Annotated in this window: 24 protein-coding genes; 23 read left to right on the plus strand and 1 reads right to left on the minus strand. The window is 38.0% G+C overall.

Annotated elements, in window-relative coordinates:
- Nucleotides 1–40 precede the first annotated feature (40 nt).
- The 6 genes from MF646_RS02015 (at nucleotide 41) to rpsA (ending at nucleotide 5,998) form a co-directional block, all read left to right on the plus strand.
- On the plus strand, nucleotides 41–1,150 hold the full coding sequence (locus MF646_RS02015) for a cell wall hydrolase (protein WP_420842472.1): 1,110 nt from the start codon (nucleotides 41–43) through the stop codon (nucleotides 1,148–1,150).
- 19 nt (nucleotides 1,151–1,169) lie between these two features.
- Entirely contained in the window at nucleotides 1,170–2,519 is a 1,350-nt protein-coding gene (ypeB, locus tag MF646_RS02020) for a germination protein YpeB (protein WP_250094822.1), read from the plus strand.
- 99 nt (nucleotides 2,520–2,618) lie between these two features.
- Nucleotides 2,619–3,296, plus strand: coding sequence for a flagellar brake protein (locus MF646_RS02025; protein WP_250094823.1), 678 nt, complete (start codon nucleotides 2,619–2,621; stop codon nucleotides 3,294–3,296).
- Between the two features lie 186 nt (nucleotides 3,297–3,482).
- Nucleotides 3,483–4,157 (plus strand): (d)CMP kinase, encoded by a 675-nt coding sequence (gene cmk / locus MF646_RS02030; RefSeq protein WP_250094824.1) that lies wholly within the window; start codon nucleotides 3,483–3,485, stop codon nucleotides 4,155–4,157.
- Between the two features lies 1 nt (nucleotide 4,158).
- Nucleotides 4,159–4,749 carry a lysophospholipid acyltransferase family protein gene (locus tag MF646_RS02035; RefSeq protein WP_250094825.1) on the plus strand — a complete coding sequence of 197 codons (591 nt, stop codon included), beginning with the start codon at nucleotides 4,159–4,161 and terminating at the stop codon, nucleotides 4,747–4,749.
- 91 nt (nucleotides 4,750–4,840) lie between these two features.
- Nucleotides 4,841–5,998 (plus strand): 30S ribosomal protein S1, encoded by a 1,158-nt coding sequence (gene rpsA, locus MF646_RS02040; RefSeq protein ID WP_250094826.1) that lies wholly within the window; start codon nucleotides 4,841–4,843, stop codon nucleotides 5,996–5,998.
- A 93-nt stretch (nucleotides 5,999–6,091) separates the two neighbouring features.
- On the opposite strand, the gene MF646_RS02045 is transcribed toward rpsA, so the two are convergent.
- Entirely contained in the window at nucleotides 6,092–6,226 is a 135-nt protein-coding gene (locus tag MF646_RS02045) for a YpzI family protein (RefSeq protein ID WP_250094827.1), read from the minus strand.
- A gap of 126 nt (nucleotides 6,227–6,352) precedes the next feature.
- On the opposite strand from MF646_RS02045, the gene MF646_RS02050 reads away from it, so the two are divergent.
- The 17 genes from MF646_RS02050 (at nucleotide 6,353) to MF646_RS02130 (ending at nucleotide 20,700) form a co-directional block, all read left to right on the plus strand.
- Nucleotides 6,353–6,967 (plus strand): YphA family membrane protein, encoded by a 615-nt coding sequence (locus tag MF646_RS02050; RefSeq protein ID WP_250094828.1) that lies wholly within the window; start codon nucleotides 6,353–6,355, stop codon nucleotides 6,965–6,967.
- A 98-nt stretch (nucleotides 6,968–7,065) separates the two neighbouring features.
- Complete coding sequence (der, locus tag MF646_RS02055; protein ID WP_250094829.1) at nucleotides 7,066–8,379, plus strand: ribosome biogenesis GTPase Der; 1,314 nt, start codon at nucleotides 7,066–7,068, stop codon at nucleotides 8,377–8,379.
- Nucleotides 8,380–8,515: 136 nt separating this feature from the next.
- Complete coding sequence (plsY, locus tag MF646_RS02060) at nucleotides 8,516–9,133, plus strand: glycerol-3-phosphate 1-O-acyltransferase PlsY (RefSeq protein ID WP_250094830.1); 618 nt, start codon at nucleotides 8,516–8,518, stop codon at nucleotides 9,131–9,133.
- 16 nt (nucleotides 9,134–9,149) lie between these two features.
- Entirely contained in the window at nucleotides 9,150–10,175 is a 1,026-nt protein-coding gene (locus tag MF646_RS02065) for an NAD(P)H-dependent glycerol-3-phosphate dehydrogenase (RefSeq protein WP_250094831.1), read from the plus strand.
- A gap of 180 nt (nucleotides 10,176–10,355) precedes the next feature.
- Nucleotides 10,356–10,622 carry a stage VI sporulation protein F gene (locus MF646_RS02070; RefSeq protein WP_250094832.1) on the plus strand — a complete coding sequence of 89 codons (267 nt, stop codon included), beginning with the start codon at nucleotides 10,356–10,358 and terminating at the stop codon, nucleotides 10,620–10,622.
- 258 nt (nucleotides 10,623–10,880) lie between these two features.
- Nucleotides 10,881–11,084 carry a DUF2768 domain-containing protein gene (locus MF646_RS02075; protein ID WP_250094833.1) on the plus strand — a complete coding sequence of 68 codons (204 nt, stop codon included), beginning with the start codon at nucleotides 10,881–10,883 and terminating at the stop codon, nucleotides 11,082–11,084.
- A 21-nt stretch (nucleotides 11,085–11,105) separates the two neighbouring features.
- Nucleotides 11,106–11,825: a hypothetical protein gene (locus MF646_RS02080; protein WP_250094834.1), complete on the plus strand. Its 720-nt coding sequence runs from the start codon at nucleotides 11,106–11,108 to the stop codon at nucleotides 11,823–11,825.
- A 278-nt stretch (nucleotides 11,826–12,103) separates the two neighbouring features.
- Nucleotides 12,104–13,582 carry a stage IV sporulation protein A gene (gene spoIVA / locus MF646_RS02085; protein WP_250094835.1) on the plus strand — a complete coding sequence of 493 codons (1,479 nt, stop codon included), beginning with the start codon at nucleotides 12,104–12,106 and terminating at the stop codon, nucleotides 13,580–13,582.
- 314 nt (nucleotides 13,583–13,896) lie between these two features.
- On the plus strand, nucleotides 13,897–14,115 hold the full coding sequence (gene mtrB / locus MF646_RS02090) for a trp RNA-binding attenuation protein MtrB (protein ID WP_034628532.1): 219 nt from the start codon (nucleotides 13,897–13,899) through the stop codon (nucleotides 14,113–14,115).
- Between the two features lie 101 nt (nucleotides 14,116–14,216).
- Entirely contained in the window at nucleotides 14,217–15,002 is a 786-nt protein-coding gene (locus MF646_RS02095; RefSeq protein WP_250094836.1) for a heptaprenyl diphosphate synthase component 1, read from the plus strand.
- 5 nt (nucleotides 15,003–15,007) lie between these two features.
- Entirely contained in the window at nucleotides 15,008–15,721 is a 714-nt protein-coding gene (gene menG, locus MF646_RS02100) for a demethylmenaquinone methyltransferase (protein WP_250095058.1), read from the plus strand.
- Between the two features lie 21 nt (nucleotides 15,722–15,742).
- On the plus strand, nucleotides 15,743–16,606 hold the full coding sequence (locus tag MF646_RS02105; protein ID WP_250094837.1) for a UbiA-like polyprenyltransferase: 864 nt from the start codon (nucleotides 15,743–15,745) through the stop codon (nucleotides 16,604–16,606).
- Complete coding sequence (locus MF646_RS02110; RefSeq protein ID WP_250094838.1) at nucleotides 16,603–17,211, plus strand: UbiX family flavin prenyltransferase; 609 nt, start codon at nucleotides 16,603–16,605, stop codon at nucleotides 17,209–17,211. Before MF646_RS02105 ends, MF646_RS02110 begins: the two co-directional genes overlap by 4 nt.
- Complete coding sequence (locus MF646_RS02115; protein WP_250094839.1) at nucleotides 17,208–18,056, plus strand: menaquinone biosynthesis protein; 849 nt, start codon at nucleotides 17,208–17,210, stop codon at nucleotides 18,054–18,056. Before MF646_RS02110 ends, MF646_RS02115 begins: the two co-directional genes overlap by 4 nt.
- A gap of 56 nt (nucleotides 18,057–18,112) precedes the next feature.
- The gene (hepT, locus tag MF646_RS02120; RefSeq protein ID WP_250094840.1) at nucleotides 18,113–19,084 is read left to right on the plus strand and encodes a heptaprenyl diphosphate synthase component II; all 972 of its coding nucleotides are present in this window, start codon (nucleotides 18,113–18,115) and stop codon (nucleotides 19,082–19,084) included.
- A 194-nt stretch (nucleotides 19,085–19,278) separates the two neighbouring features.
- Complete coding sequence (gene ndk / locus MF646_RS02125; RefSeq protein WP_250094841.1) at nucleotides 19,279–19,722, plus strand: nucleoside-diphosphate kinase; 444 nt, start codon at nucleotides 19,279–19,281, stop codon at nucleotides 19,720–19,722.
- 204 nt (nucleotides 19,723–19,926) lie between these two features.
- Entirely contained in the window at nucleotides 19,927–20,700 is a 774-nt protein-coding gene (locus MF646_RS02130; protein ID WP_250094842.1) for a CheR family methyltransferase, read from the plus strand.
- Nucleotides 20,701–20,820: the final 120 nt, after the last annotated feature.

The following is a 20,820-nucleotide window of genomic DNA, read 5'->3' on the forward strand; positions in this document are numbered from 1 at the left end:
GTCATGAAACAGATACCACGAACACAAGGAGGTCTACAACATGAAACGTAATCTGTTTTCATTCAAGATTCCACTTATCATGACATTCATTTGTATTGGGTTAATTGTGAATACATCACCCACTCATGCATTTACTGACCAAGTTATTCAAAGAGGGGCAACGGGTGATGATGTTGTTGAATTGCAAGCAAGACTTCAGTACAACGGGTTTTATACTGGAACCATTAATGGTGTGTACGATTGGGGAACTTATTGGGCCGTTCGTAACTTTCAGAGTGAATTTGGTCTAGATGTTGATGGATTAGTAGGACCACAAATGAAAGATATGTTAGAACGTGCAACGAATTACAACGAAGAGTTTGTAAAAAAAGCATTAAATGAAGGGCGTAAATTTACTCACTATGGCGGTACACCGAAGGAGATCCAAAAAGGACCTAAAGGCAGCAGAGATGGTGCGCAGCCGCAACAGCCACAGCCAGGAGCAGGTGAGGCACAGCCGCAACAACCACAGCCAGGAGCAGGTGAGGCACAACCGCAGCAACCACAGCCAGGAGCAGGTGAAGCGCAGCCGCAGCAACCACAGCCAGGAGCAGGTGAAGCACAGCCGCAGCAACCACAGCCAGGAGCAGGTGAGGCGCAGCCGCAACAACCACAGCCAGGAGCTGACCCAGCGCCAGCACCTCAACCGGATCCTGAACCAGCTGCACCAGAAGAGCCAGTGCCATATGCTGAAGAGCCAGAAGAACAGGATAATGAAGCAAATATACAAAAAGCAACGAATGTACCAGCAGGGTATTCAGAAAACGATATTCGTATTATGGCCCAAGCAGTTTATGGGGAAGCGCGTGGTGAACCATATGTAGGTCAAGTAGCTGTAGCTGCAGTAATTATTAACCGTATTAATAGTCCGACCTTCCCAAATACAGCATCCGGTGTTATTTTTGAACCGCGTGCATTTACAGCTGTAGCCGATGGGCAGATCTATTTAGAGCCTAACGAGACAGCTCGTCGTGCTGTTATTGATGCAATTAATGGACAGGACCCATCAGGAAATGCACTATATTACTTTAATCCGGATACAGCGACATCTGGTTGGATTTGGACGAGACCACAAATTAAACGAATCGGCAAGCATATATTCTGTCATTAATTTTTGGAGGTGATTATTTATGGTACGTAATATTATTATAGGTCTATTAGCTGTTGCTGTTGTTGCAACAGGGGTTTGGGGCTTTCAAGAACGTGAAGATAAGCAAATTTTAAAAGTAACTGCAGAGAACAATTACCAAAGGGCATTCCATGAACTTGCTTTTCATATTGACCAAATTGAAGATCAATTAGGTGCGACGCTTGCGATGAACTCACGGCGTCAGCTAACTCCAGCGTTAGCGGACGTTTGGAGAATTGTAAGTTTAGCACAAGAGAATATTGGTCAATTACCATTAAGTTCAGTAGATCTTGGAAAAACGGAAGAGTTTTTGTTTAAGCTAGGAAGATTTAGCTATCGAACATCGATCCGTGATTTGGAAAAAGAACCTTTAACGGATAAAGAATATGAAACATTAGAGAAGTTGTATGACTATTCTAAGGAGATTCGTGAAGAAGTTCGTAAATCACAAGCAATGATGCTTGCTAATGGTGATCAATGGTTAGATATTGAAGAAGAAATGCGTGCCACTCAAGAACCATTAAGTAACATGGTTGTGAAAAATCTAGAAGTTATGAACAAATCAATCCAAAGTTATAGTGAAACCGAATGGGGAGCAGGATTAGCTTCCATTGATGATCTAAATGGAGAATTGAAAGAAGCATTAGACGGTGATCCCGTAACAAAAGAAGAAGCAGAAGAAATTGCACGCGAATACCTGCAAATAAATGAGAATACACCAGTGCATGTGGCTGATACAGGGAATGGCTTAGAGTACCCAGCGTTTACAATTGTTGCAGACGACCCTGATCATGAGACAAATTATTATATGGATATGAGTGTAAATGGAGGAGAACCAATTTGGTTCTTACAAGACCGCCAAGTTGAAGAGCAAAATATTAGCTTAAATGAGGCGGTGGAAATTGCAGAAAAATATCTGGAAGAACATGGTAAAGATAGCATGCAACTTGTCGATAGTAGACAATATGATTCTATTGCTATGCTTGAGTTTGTTCATCTAGAGGATAACGTTCGTGTTTACACGGATTTAATTCGCCTTGAAATTGCCCTTGATGATGGAGATGTAGTTGGGTATGAAGCAAAAAGTTATTTAATCCATCATAAAGACCGTGATATACCAGATCCAAAGCTGACAAACGAAGAGGCGAGAGACCGCTTGAATCCTCGTTTAGATGTAATGGAAGATCATTTAGCTGTCGTTGAAAATGATCTAGGGCAAGAAGTGCTTTGCTATGAATATTATGGGGTCATTGAAGACCAAACGTATCGCTTGTTTATAAATGCAGAGGATGGGGAAGAAGAAAAAGTTGATCGACTAAATCAATCTGAACCTGTATACGATTTTTCTTAAAATAGAAAAAGAAGGAAAGAAGAAGCATCTCACGCTTCTTCTTTTTGATTATTCATGAGATAATGGGTAGAGTTTATGTAAGTGGGAGGAGTAAGGAGATTGATTAAAGTTGGTTCTACCATCTTCTTAGAGTTACAAGAAGTAAAAGACTTTAAAAAAAGATTGTTGAGATATAAATGTCGCTTAGTAGATAAAAAAGTTGGGATATATGTTATCGACTACCCAATAAATGAAGAGACAGGAAAACCTAGTTTCTTTTTTGATGGTACGGAATTTCGAGCGTTTTTTATTGCTGCTGATGATTCCGGGATGTTTGCATTTGATACTGAAATTGTTGGAAGGATGAAAGGGAACATCCCGGTCCTTTTTATTAAAGACCCTGGGAACGAAAAGTACATGAGAATTCAAAGGCGAAATTATGTGCGCGTAGAAACATCCGTCGATACGGCTGTACACCCTGCCAAAAGTGAATTTCATCCGTTCACAACGGTTACCCTTGATTTGAGTGGTGGAGGCTGTGCAATGATTATTCCTGAAGGGCAAACGTTTCCTGAAAAAGGAGAGGTAAATCTCTATCTTATTTTGCATATGCAATCAGGTGATAGTGTTTATGTAAAAGTGTTATGTAAGATCGTGCGCGTACATAGGCCAAAAGCGGAAGCAAAAAGACGCGCGTCCTTACAATTTCTGGATATAGATGAACGAGATCAACAAAAGGTTGTTCGTTATTGTTTTGAAAGGCAGCTTGCACTACGAAGAAAATCTGAAGAATTATAACGGTTATCTTAAAAACTAGTCGAATAAGCTACAAGAAACGATTTTTTCTAGTTTATAACTGATAATTCACAACCTTTAGTTAGACCGTAATGTAAGAATATGATAAGATTATGGAGAGAACAATTGGAAAAATACAGAGATGTAAACACTTTCAATCGTTTGATTGTATATGAGGTGTATTAGTTAATGAAAAAAAAGATGAATATTGCTATTGATGGTCCTGCTGGTGCAGGGAAAAGTACTGTTGCGAAATTAGTCGCAGAACAGCTAAGTTATCTCTATATTGATACTGGTGCAATGTATCGCGCTCTTACATTAGCAGCATTACGAGAAGGGATAGATCTTCAAGATGGTCCTGCCTTAACTGAAATTTTAAGTAAGACAACCATTCACCTTCAACATGAACAAAGCGGTGTTCGTGTATTATTAAATAATGAAGATGTGACAGAAGCGATTAGAATGAAAGATGTAACTTCGAATGTGTCATTAGTTTCAAGTCATGAAGGTGTTCGATTAGAGATGGTTGAACGTCAGAGGAAACTTGCGGAAAAAGGCGGAGCCGTGCTAGATGGCAGGGATATTGGTACGTATGTTCTTCCTGATGCTAAAGTTAAAGTGTTTTTAACTGCTTCTGTGGATGAGCGAGCTAGAAGACGTTATGAAGAACAAAGAAAAAAAGGAATACCTGCTGATTTTGATCAATTAAAAGAAGAAATTGCCCGCCGGGATCAATTGGATTCAACACGAGAATTTGCTCCTTTAAAAAAGGCAGATGATGCAGTTGAAATTGATTCAACTTCACTTACAATTCCAGAAGTTGCAAAGTCAATAATTGAGCTAGCAAAAGAAAGGGCAAGATAAGATGGGAATTTATCAATTTGGTCAAAGTGTAAGCAGAATATTTATCTCAACTTCTTATAAAGTTGAGATAATCGGAAAAGAAAACATCCCTGATACTGGGGCAACGATTCTTTGTTGCAATCATATCCATTATTTTGATCCACCTCTTCTAGGAGCCTATATTAAAAGACAGTTGCATTACATGGCAAAACAAGAATTATTCGAAAAGCCAATATTAAAAGGGTTGCTACCTAAACTAGGTGCGTTTCCTGTACGAAGAGGAATGAGCGATAAGCAAGCGATACGTACAGCCATGAAATTGTTAAAAGAAGGCAAGATGATAGGCTTATTTCCAGAAGGAACGAGAAGCAAGAATGGCCAATTAGGAAAAGGTTTAACAGGAGCTGGTTTTTTTGCTCTTCGAACAGATGCAGTTGTTATTCCATGTGCCATTATTGGCCCATATCGAACGTTTAAATCGTTAAAGTTAGTTTATGGAACACCTATTGATTTTAGTGAATTGCGGGAGCGTAAGGCATCTGCTGAAGAAGCAACGGAAGTTATCATGACTGAAATCAAAAAGTTAATAGAAGAACATGAATTGAAATCATAGTAATCACTTTTCTTTCGCTAGCGTGAAAGATAGTTAAAATAATAGTTAGATACCGCTACTAGACTGCGGGGATTGAAGGAGGCAAAAGTCAATGGTCGAAGAAATGAACAATGAAGTAACGGAAATGAAGTCTTTTTCTGTAGGGGATGTTGTAACAGGGAAAGTGACAAAAGTCGAAGATAAACAAGCGTTTGTCGATGTAGGTTTTAAAGTAGATGGCATTGTGCCAATTAGTGAGTTATCAAGTTTGCATGTAGAAAAAGTAAGTGATGTTCTTTCAGTTGACGATGAGCTCGAATTAAAAGTTCTAAAATTAGAGGATGATGAGCTAATCCTTTCAAAGCGGGCGGTACAAGCTGAGAAAGCATGGGACGAGCTTCAACAAGCTTACGAGTCTGGCCAAATTCTTGAAGTGGAAGTGGCGGATGTCGTAAAGGGAGGACTCGTTGTCGATGTTGGCGTACGCGGATTCATCCCTGCTTCTTTAGTAGAACGTCATTTCGTTGAGGATTTTTCAGATTACAAAGGACGTACATTGCGTTTAAAAGTAGCTGAAATTGATAAAGAAAACAATAAGCTGATACTATCTCAACGTGCCGTTTTGGATGAAGAAGTAGAACAGAAGAAGCGTAATGTTCTCCAAACTTTGAAAGCTGGCGATGTCGTTGAAGGAAAAGTACAACGTTTAACAGATTTTGGCGCATTTGTAGATGTAGGTGGTGTTGATGGTTTAGTACATATTTCTCAGCTGGCACACCATCGAGTTGAAAAACCATCTGATGTCGTTAATGAAGGTGATGTTGTTAAAGTAAAGATTTTATCTGTTGATGAAGATAGTGAAAGAGTTTCATTGTCTATCAAAGATACATTGCCTGGTCCATGGGAAAGCTATTCAGGAAAAGTGGCTGCTGGTGATGTAGTGGAAGGTGTTGTAAGACGTCTTGTTTCATTTGGAGCATTTATCGAACTTGCTCCTGGAGTAGAGGGCTTAGTTCACATCTCACAAATTGCAAACCGTCACATCGGTACTCCATCTGAAGTATTAACTGAAGGTGAGAAGGTTGAAGTGAAAGTATTAGATGTGAATATAGAAGAAAAGCGGATTTCCTTAAGTATTCGCGATTTACTAGAGGAAGAGGAGTCTGGTGATGCAGATTACCAAGCTTATGAAGCTTCAAAAGAAGAGGAGTCAGCAGGATTTTCTCTTGGAGATATGATTGGAGATCAATTAAAGAAATATAAGAACTAATTTTATACCATCTAATAAAAATCGGCATCCTTAATAGGTTGCCGATTTTTAATTGGTTAAAAAGGTGTGACTTTAACTTTATCAAATAACGGTTTAGGGACGTTGTTGTTGCCTAGCTTGATCAGGGCTTTGCATTTTGGTAGAACCTGCATAATCTAGACTTTGATCTCGATCAGATTCAACTCGACCAGATTTTTTAAGCTTTTTTTCTTGGCGATCTCTCCCCATGATATCCCCCTCCTTTATGTAGTATCAAAGAATCGTTTTTATTGTCCCGCAATGTCGTATTTCTATGTATTTTATGGTTAGAACGACTTCGCTTCGTCGATACTTAAAAGGGAAGGAGGTGGAATGATGGAAGGTGTTTTTATTTATTGGTTTGGCTGGTTACTGTGGGTGGTGATCACCTTTTTTTGGTCAAAATCAAAAGCAAGGTTTTGGAGTGCGTTCTCATTACTACTATTTTTCATTTTACTTCCAAAAACATTAGTATTTGCTAATACGACCATTCATCTGGTTTATGTTTTATTTTCTAGCTATTTATTTTGGCAGTTAAATAAGGCGAAAGAATGTAATTTGGTTCATGCCTTTATTGCTTCAATCACTATAGCGGCAGCATATGCTGGCTTTCAAATGATGATGATATTTGATCCGGTTGTCGTGTACATTGATAGTCGCTGGATGATTGGATTAATGACAGGCATTATCTCCTTTTTCTTAGCTGCTACATTTAAGCTTCGATTACTGTTTGCATTTTCTGGTCTAATTCAAGGCGAGCTTTTAACGGGGATTGTTACGCAACATCATCTTTATATGGATTATAGCATAGGTAGTCTGTATTTCTTTGATATTGTTGCTGTAGTAGGGTGTCTATATAGTGTTGTTTGGGTATTTAAACAGGCTTCTGTTGCGCTCGCAAATTTTGTCGTGAGAGAACCAAAAACAAGTGTGTTAAAGCAAAGTTCATAAAAGTAGAAGTCGACAACAATGTAGAAATCAAGTAGAATAAATAAGTTGCAAGAAAAAATGGATGATTTTACATAGTAAAATAGAAAGGTTGTGACGTTATGACCAAGCCAGTTGTAGCGATAGTCGGACGTCCTAATGTTGGGAAGTCAACGATTTTTAATCGAATAGTAGGAGAACGGGTAGCGATTGTAGAAGATATGCCAGGAGTTACACGTGATCGTATTTATAGTAAGGGGGAATGGTTAAATCGTGAATTTAATCTAATTGATACTGGTGGAATTGAATTAGGAGATGAGCCCTTATTAGTCCAAATGCGTGCCCAAGCAGAACTAGCGATAAAGGAAGCTGATGTAATAATTTTTATCGTTAACGGTCGCGAAGGAATCACAGGTGCTGATCAAGAAGTAGCGAAACTTTTATTTAGATCAGACAAGCCTGTTGTTCTTGGGGTGAATAAGATTGATAATCCTGATATGCAAGAAGAGTTATATGAGTTTTATTCATTAGGAATGGACACCCCTTACCCAATTTCTGGATCTCACGGATTAGGACTAGGTGATTTACTGGACCAAGTTATTAAGCATTTTCCAGATGAAGAAGAAGATCCGTATGATGAAGATACGATTCGTATTTCATTAATAGGGCGACCTAATGTAGGGAAATCTTCCATTGTTAATGCGATGCTTGGAGAGGAACGAGTTATCGTAAGCAATATTCCAGGTACAACGAGAGATGCGATTGATACCCCTTTCACACAGGATGATCAAGATTATGTCCTTATTGATACAGCTGGGATGCGGAAACGTGGAAAAGTCTATGAGGCAACTGAGAAATACAGTGTATTGCGTTCTCTTAAGGCGATTGAACGTTCAAATGTAGTTCTTGTAGTTATTAATGCAGAAGAAGGCTTAATTGAGCAAGACAAAAAAATCGCAGGTTATGCTCATGAAGCTGGACGTGCAGTCATCATTGTTGTCAACAAATGGGATGCCGTAGCTAAAGATGACAAAACGATGAAGAATTTTGAAACAAAGCTTAGAGAAGAGCTTTTGTTTTTAACGTATGCACCGATCTTGTTTGTTTCTGCCAAGACAAAACAACGCCTACATACTGTTTTGCCAATGGTTAAGAAAGTATCGGAGAATCACCATCTTCGAGTTCCTACAAATGTTCTAAATGATATGATTATGGATGCAGTAGCGATGAATCCAACACCAACAGACAAAGGGAAACGACTCAAGATTAATTATGTGACTCAAGTGGCTGTGGAACCGCCGACTTTTGTTTTCTTCGTAAACGAACCTGAATTAATGCACTTTTCTTATGAAAGGTTTCTAGAGAATCGCCTAAGGGCTACATTTAATTTTGAAGGAACCCCAATTAAAATTTTTGCTAGAAAGAAAAATGTTTAACGGGACTTCAAAAAGGGATGTTTCCCTTTTTGAAGTCTAACGCTACTAATGTGATACATAGTGATAGTCACATTAAACTGCTTTTGCTAAATTTGTATCTAAGTAGCGAAAGAGCGTTAGAAATGGGGGATGGATTATGTATTTTATTGGACTTATCATAATTATTCTAATTGGCTATCTTTTAGGCTCTTTAAGCTTTAGCTATATTATTGCAAAAAAAATTAAAAAAGTAGATATACGGCAACATGGGAGTGGAAATGCTGGGGCTACAAATACATTACGAGTGTTAGGTCTCGGTCCTGCATTATCTGTTTTAGCTCTTGACGTGCTAAAGGGGATTGTAGCAGTGTGGATTGGTGTCGTAGTTGCACCTGATCAATCAGGTTTATATCCAGCTTTAGCGGGTTTCGCTGCCATCCTAGGTCATAATTGGCCTATATACTACGGATTTAGAGGTGGAAAAGGGGTTGCGACAACAATTGGCGTATTAGCAACCATTGTTTTCTTCCCAGCTTTATTTGCTGGTATTGTTGCAATTGGAAGTATTGTTATAACAAGGTATGTTTCACTAGGTTCGATATTATTTGCAATTTTAACACCAATCTTTGCATTATTTCTCCTTGATTATTATGGTTATCCGGTTATTTATGGTTATTTAGCCATTGTTGTGGCCCTTCTTTCTATTTGGAGGCATCGAACCAATATAAAACGATTGCTTGCTGGAACAGAAAGCAAAATCGGACAGAAATCATAAAAAAGGAGTGAGTCAATTGACTAAGGTTGCTGTTATTGGTGCAGGTAGTTGGGGAACAGCCTTAGCTATGGTATTAGCTGATAATGAATTGGAAGTGAAGATTTGGGCAAGACGTAAGGAACAAATTGAGGAAATAAATCAGCACCATACTAATTCTAAATATTTGCCTAATGTTGTCTTATCTGATCGGATTACTGGACATGTAGAGCTGAAAGAAACATTAGAAGGTGTCAAAATAGTCCTTCTTGTCGTACCGACAAAGGCTATTCGTGAGACGGTAACTGAGATGAAAAAAGAGTTGCAAGCGCCTGTTACAATTATTCATGCTAGCAAAGGAATTGAACCTGGCACTCATAAACGAATTTCTGAAATGATTGAAGAAGAGTTTGGTGATTCTGATTTATTGAAAGATGTTGTTGTTTTGTCAGGGCCAAGTCATGCTGAAGAAGTAAGTCAGAGACAACCTACAACGGTTACGGTATCTTCAAAAAGTTCAACAGCTTCAGAATTAGCTCAAGATTTGTTTATAAATCAACATTTTCGTGTATATACGAATCCAGACCTTGTTGGTGTTGAGATTGGTGGTGCACTTAAGAATACGATTGCACTTGTGTGTGGTTTAACAAATGGTCTTGGTATGGGTGATAACACAAAAGCGGCTATTATGACTCGTGGATTAGCAGAAATTGCACGAGTAGGAGTGAAGCTAGGTGCAAGCCCATTAACATTTGCTGGACTTTCAGGTTTGGGTGATCTTATTGTTACGTGTACGAGTGTACATTCACGAAATTTTCGAGCCGGTTTTATGATAGGACAAGGAAAGACGTTAGATGAAGTATTAAATTCGATGGGTATGGTTGTCGAAGGTATTAGAACAACAAAGGCTGCTTACGAATTGTCAAAAAAGTTACAGGTTGAAATGCCGATTACATCCGCACTTTATGCAGTTTTGTTTGAGGGGCTCAAACCAGAACAGGCAACAGAACGTCTCATGGGCCGAGTGAAAAAACATGAAGTGGAACAATTAAATATTGATATATAATGTGCAAGAGGTGATTTGAGGGTACGGAAAAAAACATCCTTATTAGTCCGAGGGCGCTGAAAAAGGCTGATTTGTACCTTTTCAGTGTCCTCCACTTTTCTTTTTGCAGAAGCTTCTTATGCACCTTCTTCTTTTTATCGCATATGATATCGTGATATTACGAAAGAGGGAGGGCGCAACATGTTTCAAAATAATGACTCGTCTTTCATGGACCAAATTCAAAAGAAGACTAATGTAAGACCTGATGAATTATTAAAGCTAGCTAATTCTGTTAGTAATACAAATCTTAAAGATGAAGCAGCAGTAAGACAGTTAATTGCACAAGTTGCAAAGCTTGCAAACAAACCTGTATCAAAAGAAAAAGAAGATCAAATTGTCAAAGCTATTACAACTAATAATATGCCAATGGACTTTGCTTCACTTGCAAAAATGTTCAATAAAAAATAATTATCCTGTGTAGGCAAAATCCACAAGCAAAATAGTGGTTCTTGCATATACTTGTAGGGAACGAACATTACTATAGGGCTGTGTTTTAGACGAAGGGTTTCGTCAAGTTGGAGAAGTGTGCCCCCACTTCTCCAACTTTTTTTTAGATAGGTTCAGATACAAAAGAAAAAACTATTTGCCCTTAGTCTGTCACCGACAAGTTGGACAAGCTGTGCTATAATGTGATGGGCAAATAGGAAATATGGAGGATGATAGATCGTGTCACAGGCGATGATGAATATGTGGATATCATTTTTTGCGCTTGCGCTTATGTTTGTATCCGCAGGGACAGCTATTTTTAGTCGAGCAAAATTAAAAGGGTGGCTTCAAAAGCTCGTATTAGCCTTTTCTTTTATATGTTTGCTCGTTTCTGGGTGGATTGTCTTTCTTATTGTAATTGTTGGACCTACGGCTACTTTATAATAAGAAAGGAGTTGGAGAAGAATGAAAAGATATAGTTTTATCTTGTTATCAATAAGTTTATTACTGTTAAGTGGTTGCTTATTTCCAGATGATCAACGTGCTGAGAATCGGATTGCTTATCCGGATCAGCTTCAATCGGTTCAGCATGCTGTAGAGCAATTTCAAACCGATACGGGTGTTTTGCCTATTCGTACATTCGACGAAACCACCTCTCTTTATCAAAGGTATATTATAGATTTTAATCAATTAGTTCCAAGGTACTTACAACAACCACCTGGTACTGCATTTGAGAATGGTGGCGTATTTCAATATGTTCTTGTAAATGTTGAGGAGCAACCGGAAATTAAAGTAATAGATTTAACGTCACAGCGAGAAATTCAGCAACTGCAACAACGGTTAAATGATTACATGAGGCAGCATCGTTTTGCTCCCATTGAAGAAATGCTGGATGTTGGGCTTTTTAAGCTTGATCACGAAGCTCTAAATTACAAAGAAGCTCCACATGTTAGAAGTCCTTATCATGATACGTACTTACCTTTATTATTAACAAACGATGGTGAGATCATCATTGATTATCGAATTGATTTAAATATGATGCTAAACGAGTATGATCATTCATTCGAAGAAGGCGATGATATTAGATCATTACTATACGAGCACACACCTTTTGTACCTTTACGAAGTGTCCCATACGTATTAGATGAAAATGGGGAACCGACCTATGCAATGGAGCTTAGATAAAACAATAGATTTTATGAAGGGCACTGAAAAAGAAAGACGATTTTTTCAGTCCCTAGGTTTAAAAATATTTTTGGTATAATGCTCCTTCCATTCTGATATACATATCAGAGGAAGGGGCATTTTTGTTTTTCCCCTTCTCGGTAGCCCAAAAACGAGAATCTTCTAACTTTCTAGTAAAGATTGTCATAAACCTTGTACAACATCATAGATATGATAGTGTCCAAGGTTTTCGGAAAGTAGTTGAGACTCAAATTTTTACTCGATCGGGAGGGGATCACGTGGAAAAGGTTGATATTTTTAAGGATATTGCTGAACGCACTGGCGGCGATATTTATTTAGGAGTTGTAGGTGCGGTTCGAACAGGGAAGTCGACATTCATTAAGAAATTTATGGAGCTAGTCGTTCTCCCGAATATTGAAAATGAATCAGAAAAAGCGAGAGCTCAAGATGAGCTTCCGCAAAGTGCAGCAGGAAAAACCATCATGACAACAGAACCGAAATTTGTTCCAAATCAAGCCATTTCCATTCATGTTGACGATGGTTTGGATGTGAATGTTCGTCTCGTTGATTGCGTTGGTTATGCTGTTCCAGGAGCAAAAGGCTACGAGGATGAACATGGACCAAGGATGATTAATACTCCTTGGTATGAGGAACCTATCCCATTTCAAGAAGCAGCGGAAATTGGAACGAGAAAAGTTATTCAAGAGCACTCAACATTAGGTGTTGTCGTTACTACTGATGGTTCAATTGGTGAGATTCCGCGTCAGGATTATTTAGAATCAGAGGCGCGTGTTGTAGAGGAATTAAAAGAAGTTGGCAAGCCGTTTATTATGGTTGTAAATAGTGTTAGACCTCACCATCCAGATACGGAACAACTTCGAGCTCAGCTCGCTGAAGAATATGACATTCCTTGTCTTGCAATGAGCATTGAAAGCATGACAGATCAAGATATTAACAATGTACTTCGTGAAGTTCTATATGAGTTCCCGGTACATGAGGTTAATGTTAATCTTCCAAGCTGGGTTATGGTGTTAAGAGAAGATCATTGGTTACGTCAAAGCTATGAAGAATCAGTCCGTGAGACGGTTAAAGATATTAAGAGACTGCGCGATGTTGATCGGGTTGTAGGCCAATTTACTGAATATGAATTTATTGACGATGCGCGTTTAGCAGGCATTGAAATGGGGCAAGGGATTGCGGAAATTGACTTGTATGCTCCAGATGACTTATATGACCAAGTGTTAAAAGAAGTGGTCGGTGTGGAGATTAGAGGGAAGGATCATCTCTTACAATTAATGCAAGACTTTGCTCATGCGAAGGAAGAGTACGATCAAGTGGCCGATGCTCTTAGAATGGTGAAACAAACGGGTTACGGAATCGCCGCTCCTGCTCTATCCGATATGAGTCTTGACGAACCAGAAATCATTCGTCAAGGATCAAGATTTGGAGTTAGGTTAAAGGCTGTTGCTCCATCGATTCACATGATTAAAGTAGATGTCGAGTCGGAGTTTGCTCCAATTATTGGTACAGAAAAGCAAAGTGAGGAGCTCGTTCGATACTTAATGCAGGACTTTGAAGAGAACCCACTCTCTATTTGGAATTCAGATATCTTTGGTCGTTCTTTAAATTCAATTGTACGAGAAGGGATTTCAGCGAAATTATCTCTTATGCCTGAAAATGCTCGCTATAAGCTGAAAGAAACGTTAGAGCGTATTATTAATGAAGGTTCTGGTGGTTTGATTGCCATTATCCTATAAACATGATATGTCACGTCAGGAAGAACTCCCTAAGGAAGTTACTGAAAAGGTATAACCAACTTTTTCAGTGCCCTCTCCTAAGGGGGTTCTTTTTGCTTTATCCTTCATGACTATGCTAAGATTTATAAGAGTGCCTTTACTTGAAATTGCAAACGATCACTAGTTAATCAGGTGAGATTTTCACCAAAATGAAGCTAATTAAAATCGAGGATTGAGTTTTTTAGCTCTTCAAGAAGCGAAAATTTCTAATCCATGATAAGATAGATCATGTTAGAATAGGTAGTATTGAATTACGTGAGAATAGGAGAGTTGAGATGAGTAATCAAAATGAATTTTTTGTTATAAAAGCAAAAGAAAATGGTGTAAATGTTATTGGCTTAACAAGAGGGTCTGATACTCGATTTCACCATTCTGAAAAACTTGATAAAGGTGAAGTGATGATTGCACAATTTACAGAACACACATCAGCTGTAAAAGTTAGAGGGAAAGCGATTATACAAACGAGTCACGGGACGATGGATACAGAAGAATAATACCTTTTACATAGTAGGTTACTGTAGAACCTATGATATAATAGATAGGGTTTTTAAATAGGCAACTACAACAATGAAGGACGGAATTTGGGGGATTTTTTATGAACAAAAGTAATTTTAATGAGCAAGTAACAGAAATCAAAAGGAGCTTTTATAGCTTAACTGAGCATCTATATTTGCAATCGTATGTTCCTGAACCTGAAATAGATGACGATAAGGTTCGCTTCTTAATAGCTATGATGTACAAGCGATTGCCAATTACAGAAGCAAAAATGTTTACGATTTCAGCATTATTACTTCAAGCTGCATTCGATATGCATGATGAGGTCTCCCTTCATCCAGTAACTTCAGATGAGTTGCGAAAAAACCGACAGCTGACCGTACTTGCAGGTGACCATTATGTCAGTCTTTTCTATTTTTTGCTGGCGGAAAAAAAGCATGTTCCTATGATCCGGATTTTTGGACAATCGATTCAAGAAATTAGTGAATCAAAAATGAATTTATACGAATTAGAACATGTTCGTTATGATGATCTGCAGCATACAAGTGCACAAATTGAGTCAGCTCTAATGCAAAATATGGCACACTATTTCGAGCAATTAACATGGAAATCTGCCATAAGAGATTTCTTTTATTTAAAAAAGCTTGTTCGAGAAAAGGCAAATTGGTTAAATGGAAAGGGAAGTGTGCTCATTGATTCCATTCTTCGTGATCGATTACAAGGGGAAGATAAGCTGCAAAGTATTGAAAGAAAGATAGAAGACATGAAAGATCGACTACTTACAAGCAGCAAAGAACTTAACTCTTATGAGAACTTTATCATTGAACACGTGGATGATTTATTAGGGCATTCGCCTTATCAAGAGATAGCAGCAGAAGAAGGGTGAGCATGATGACACAAACGAAAGAAGAGCGAGTTCATCAAGTTTTTGAATCGATTTATAAAAAATACGATATTATGAATTCGGTTATTAGTTTCCAACGCCATAAAGCTTGGCGAAAGGATACGATGAGAAGGATGAATGTTCAAATAGGAAATGAAGCGTTAGATGTTTGCTGTGGGACAGCAGATTGGGCGATAGCTTTAGGAGAAGCAGTTGGTCCTAATGGTCACGTGGAAGGCCTGGATTTTAGCAAAAATATGTTGAAGATTGGTCAAGAGAAAGTAGAAGAGAAAAAACTTTCTCAAGTTAATTTGCGTCATGGAAATGCCATGGAGCTTCCGTATGAAGATAATCGCTTTGACTTTGTTACAATTGGATTTGGGTTAAGAAATGTTCCAGATTATATGAAGGTGCTACGGGAGATGCACCGAGTCGTAAAGCCAGGTGGAACCGTCGTATGTTTAGAAACGTCTCAACCAACTATTCCAGTTTTTAAGCAGTTATACTTTTTTTATTTTCGCCAAGTTATGCCGGTGTTTGGGAAGCTATTTGCTAAGAGTTATGAAGAATATTCATGGCTTCAAGAATCAACGATGTCATTTCCTGATCGCGAAAAGTTGGCAGAAATGTTTCGTAAGGCAGGATTTGTAGATGTGGAAGTGAAACCTTATTCAGGTGGAGTTGCAGCAATGCATTTAGGGAAAAAAACAGTTGGAAACTAGCAGAATTGGAGCAGATATTTCGTGATTAGAAAGTTGAAGATCATCTTAGAAATGATTAAGTTTGAGCACACAGTTTTTGCCTTGCCGTTTGCTTATTTTGGTGCAATGTTGGGTGCCTTTATTGTTAATGGGACAATGCCCACGTTCTCTCAATGGATTTGGATTACCGTAGCAATGGTTGGAGCGAGAAGTGCAGCTATGTCATTAAACAGAGTGATTGATGAGCAGATAGATAAACATAACCCGAGGACGGCAACAAGAGCGATTCCTGCAGGTTTAGTGTCAAAAATAGAAGTGCTATTATTTATCATTATTTCATTCGCTTTGCTATTTTATGCAGCCTTTAAGTTAAACATGCTAGCAGTTTATTTATTGCCGGCAGCTGTTTTCTTTCTAGTTATTTATTCATACACGAAACGATTTACGTGGATGTGCCATATCATTCTAGGGGTAACGATTGGAATTGCCCCTCTTGGTGGATGGGTTGGTGCAACAGGAACATTGACATGGGAAGCACTTCTTTTGTTTTTAGCTGTTGCATTATGGACGGCTGGATTTGATGTTATTTACGCGACACAGGATGCAGATTATGACAGAGAACATGGTTTGTTTTCTATTCCTAGCCGCTTTGGGATTGGACGAGCACTTAAGATTGCTCGTTTTCTGCATGTCATTAGTTTTCTAAGCTTTCTTGGCTTGTTTTTCTTTACTGAACTTGGTTGGTTATATTTTATTGGCGTTATCATTGCTGGTGTGATAATGATTTATGAGCATTCCCTTGTTTCAGAAGATGATCTTTCCAAATTAAACGTAGCCTTTTTCACGATGAACGGGATTCTAAGTATTGTCATGTTCATTTTCGCGATGGGAGATGTACTACTATGAATGAAAGCTTGAGAGGGATTTATACGGTTGGGATTACAGGAGCAAGTGGAGCCATTTATGGTGTTCGTTTAGTTCAACAGCTCCTGTCTGAATCTTACAAAGTACACTTGATCTTAACAGAAGCGGCATGGCGTGTATTTCAAGAAGAGCTCCTTTTGAATACTGAAGATCGAGACAGTGTCATTCAAGATTTGTTCGGTAACTATGGCGGCGAACTTCATACACATCATTTGCATGATTATGGGGCGCCAATTGCTAGTGGTTCTTATCAAAACGATGGAATGATTATTATTCCGTGTTCAATGGGGACACTTTCAGGAATTGCTCACGGTGCTTCAGGTAATCTGCTAGAACGTACTGCTGATGTTATGTTAAAAGAAGGTCGTAAACTTGTATTAGTCCCAAGAGAGACCCCTTTAAATCAGCTTCATTTAGAAAATATGTTACGAGTTTCAAAAGTGGGTGCAAAAATTTTGCCTGCTATGCCTGGTTTCTATCATCTGCCTAAGACAATGGATGATCTAGTGAATTTCCTTGTGGGCAAAGCACTAGATAGCTTAGGTGTAGAGCACGAGTTATTTACACGATGGGGGGAAGAAAGATGAGTGTTGTAATCGGTGAGATCTCCTACACAAATATTTTACCGTTTTTTTATCATTTAGATAAAAAAATGCTTACTGAGTATAACTGTCAATTTGTTCCCCAAGTTCCTGCTCAGTTAAATAATGAAATGTCAAAAGGTCGGATTGATATTGGTGGGATCTCTTCTTATGCCTATGCTGAAAATGCATCGAGATATACGTTGCTTCCTAATTTATCAGTAACTTCATATGGAGCTGTAAATTCAATTTTTCTTTTCTCAAAAGTGCCGTTACAAGAATTGAATGGGAAGAAAGTTGCTTTAACATGGAGCTCTGCTTCTTCTGTTCACCTTTTAAAAATAATATTGGAGCATTTCCACTCGTTACAAATCTCGTATACGACAATGAATCCTAATGTGACAAGCATGTTAAAGGACCATGATGCATGTCTCTTAATTGGCGATGACGCCATTGTGGCACGGCGTAAGTATGCAACGTCTCTTTATCATTATGATTTGGGTGAACTGTGGTATGAGAAAACGGGGTTGCCAATGACGTTTGCTGTTTTTGCGGTACGAAACGAAGCATTACGAAATCATCCAAGCTTAGTTGGTCTTATTTATCGTTCATTTCTACAAAGTAAATTAGAAAGTGAATCGAAAAATTATCAGCCGATGATTGCTAGTATTTTAAAAACGCATGGTGGCGAGAAGGCATTTTGGGATCATTACTTTCAAAAGCTCTGCAATGACTTTGGGCCAGAGGAGCAAAAGGGATTATCTTATTATTTTGATCTTTTATATCAATTGAATTATTTATCTCAACCAGTGAAAGTGCTGCGTATTTGGGATGAGGTTGTAAGTAAGTAGTAGAAAGAACACTAATTGACGATTTGACATCGTCGTGATGATATAAGGTGGACAATATGAAACTAGCTGAAATTTATATGCAATTTCAATCAGATATTAATATAATTGAGAAAGAACTTGAAGAAACAGTTCAAGCGAAAAATGATGTCTTGCAAGAGGCAGCAACTCAACTGCTAAGAGCAGGTGGAAAAAGAATTCGGCCTGTTTTTGTCTTGTTGGCAGCGAGGTTTGGCCAATATGATATTAACAATTTAAAGCACATTGCTGTTCCGCTTGAATTAATTCATATGGGCTCACTTGTTCATGATGATGTGATTGACGATGCTGAACTTAGACGTGGAAAAAAAACAATTAAGTCTCAGTGGGATAATCGTGTCGCGATGTATACCGGTGACTTTATTTTTGGAAAAGCTTTAGAAACGTCAACTTTCTTTGCTAATCCACAAATCCATCAAATTTTATCGAATGCGATGGTAGAAATGTGTCTTGGCGAAATTGAACAAATTAAAGATCAATACAATTGGGGGCAAAACTTCAGGGTTTATTTACGGCGCATTAAGCGAAAGACAGCTTTGTTAATCGCTGTTAGTTGTGAGTTAGGTGCGCTCGCAGCAAATGCGGATAGAGATATACAAAGAAACCTCTATCAATTTGGTTACAATGTTGGGATGTCTTTTCAGATTACCGATGATGTATTGGACTTTGTTGGAACAGAAGAACAGTTAGGTAAGCCAGCAGGTGGTGATTTACGACAAGGGAACGTAACGTTGCCTGCGCTATATGCGATGCATTATGATACAGACATTAAGCAGCTGATTAAAGAAATGCTCTCAACAAACTATCCTGAAGATATAGATGTTTCTCCGATTTTAGAAGCTATTAAAAATTCAGGAGGAATTGAATATTCTATTTCGATAAGTGATCAATACTTAGAAAAAGCCAATGAAGCACTAGAAAGGTTACCTGATACAAAAGAAAAAACATACTTACGAGAAATTGCAGCCTATATTGGCAAGCGCAAATTTTAAGAGGGTACTGAAAAGGCGGCTTTGCCTTTTCAGTACCCTCTTAGCAATAATGACACTACAATAATTATTTTATTGTTTAATATGGAAATGATAGTGTTTTCTTTGAAATATTTCACAATCATATTGTGACTGTTCTAGATGTTTGCTATACTAATAGTGGTTTTACTACATACTCTGATAGGAGCGATCAACAAATGGAACGTACATATTTAATGGTTAAGCCAGATGGTGTGCAACGTAATTTAATTGGTGAGATTGTATCGCGTTTTGAGAAGAAAGGTTTCACTTTAGTAGGAGCGAAATTAATGATAGTTTCAAAGGAATTAGCTGAAACGCACTACGGTGAACATAAGGAGCGTCCTTTCTTTGGAGAGTTAGTTAACTTTATTACATCAGGTCCTGTTTTTGCAATGGTCTGGGAAGGTGAGAATGTTATCTCTACAGCTCGTACGATGATGGGTTCAACAAATCCTGCAGAAGCGGCACCAGGGACTATTCGAGGAGATTATGGTGTACAAGTATCTATGAATGTAATTCATGGATCAGATTCACCGGCTAGTGCAGAAAGAGAAATTTCTCTTTTCTTTCATGAACAAGAACTAAATAACTATAAAAAAGAAGTTAGTAAGTGGGTATAATGTAAGCGCTTCTAAAAAGCTCGTCCAATTGGATGAGTTTTTTTTTGTGGAAGAAAAAGAAGATTGTAGTCTTATTATTTATGAGAGTTTATTGGTTTGAATTTGAATACATGTTACTAGTCTTAGTTTAGCATGCAAATTATCATAGCAATTTTCAATTATTCGTCGTATGATTAATCCATTACAGAACGAGAGGTTACATACATGAGTCAAGACTATGAGCATTTTATATTGAATGTGAAAAAGAAAACAGCGATTGATTTGTCTTTGTACAAAGAAGCACAAATGAAGCGCCGCCTAGACTCTTTGCGCAGCAAAAAAGGCTATCCAGATTTTCAATCATTTTACCGAGCGATGTCGGGTAATGAGGATCTGTTTAATGAATTTCTTGAGAAAATGACAATTAACGTATCTGAATTCTATCGTAATGCAAAGAGATGGGAAGTGCTCGAGCGGAAGATTCTTCCTAGGCTTTTACATGGGCGTTCCAGGTTAAAACTATGGAGTGCTGCATGCTCTGCTGGTGAAGAACCTTACACATTAGCTATGGTTATGTCTAAATTTATGCCAATTAGAAATGTGTCAATATTGGCGACAGATTTAGATCGTGCAACCCTTGAGCGCGCTAAACTTGGATTATATACGGAACGTTCATTAAAGGAAGTTCCTGCAGATATATTATCAAGATATTTTGTGAAAGAGCCAATCGGATATCAAGTAAAAGAGGAAATTAAAAGAACTGTTGAATTTAGGCAGCAAAATTTACTTGCGGATCGCTTCGGAAATCAATATGATTTAATTATTTGCCGTAATGTTATGATCTATTTTACTGAAGAGGCAAAAAATGAGCTTTACCATAAATTTAGCCAAGCACTAAAGCCTGGAGGAGTATTATTTGTTGGAAGTACAGAGCAAATCTTTAATCCGGCTATATATCAATTTGAGCCGGAAGATACGTTTTTTTATAAAAAAATATAGCTTTTAGAATAGGTTATAAAAGTTTCCTTAGACGAATTGGTCTTAGTTTGATAAAATGTCTAAATAATAACGAAATTGTCTAAATTTTTTGAGACAGCACATTATAAACTATGTTATAAT

Source organism: Halalkalibacter alkaliphilus (genome assembly GCF_023555415.1).
GTDB lineage: Bacteria > Bacillota > Bacilli > Bacillales > Bacillaceae_D > Halalkalibacter > Halalkalibacter alkaliphilus.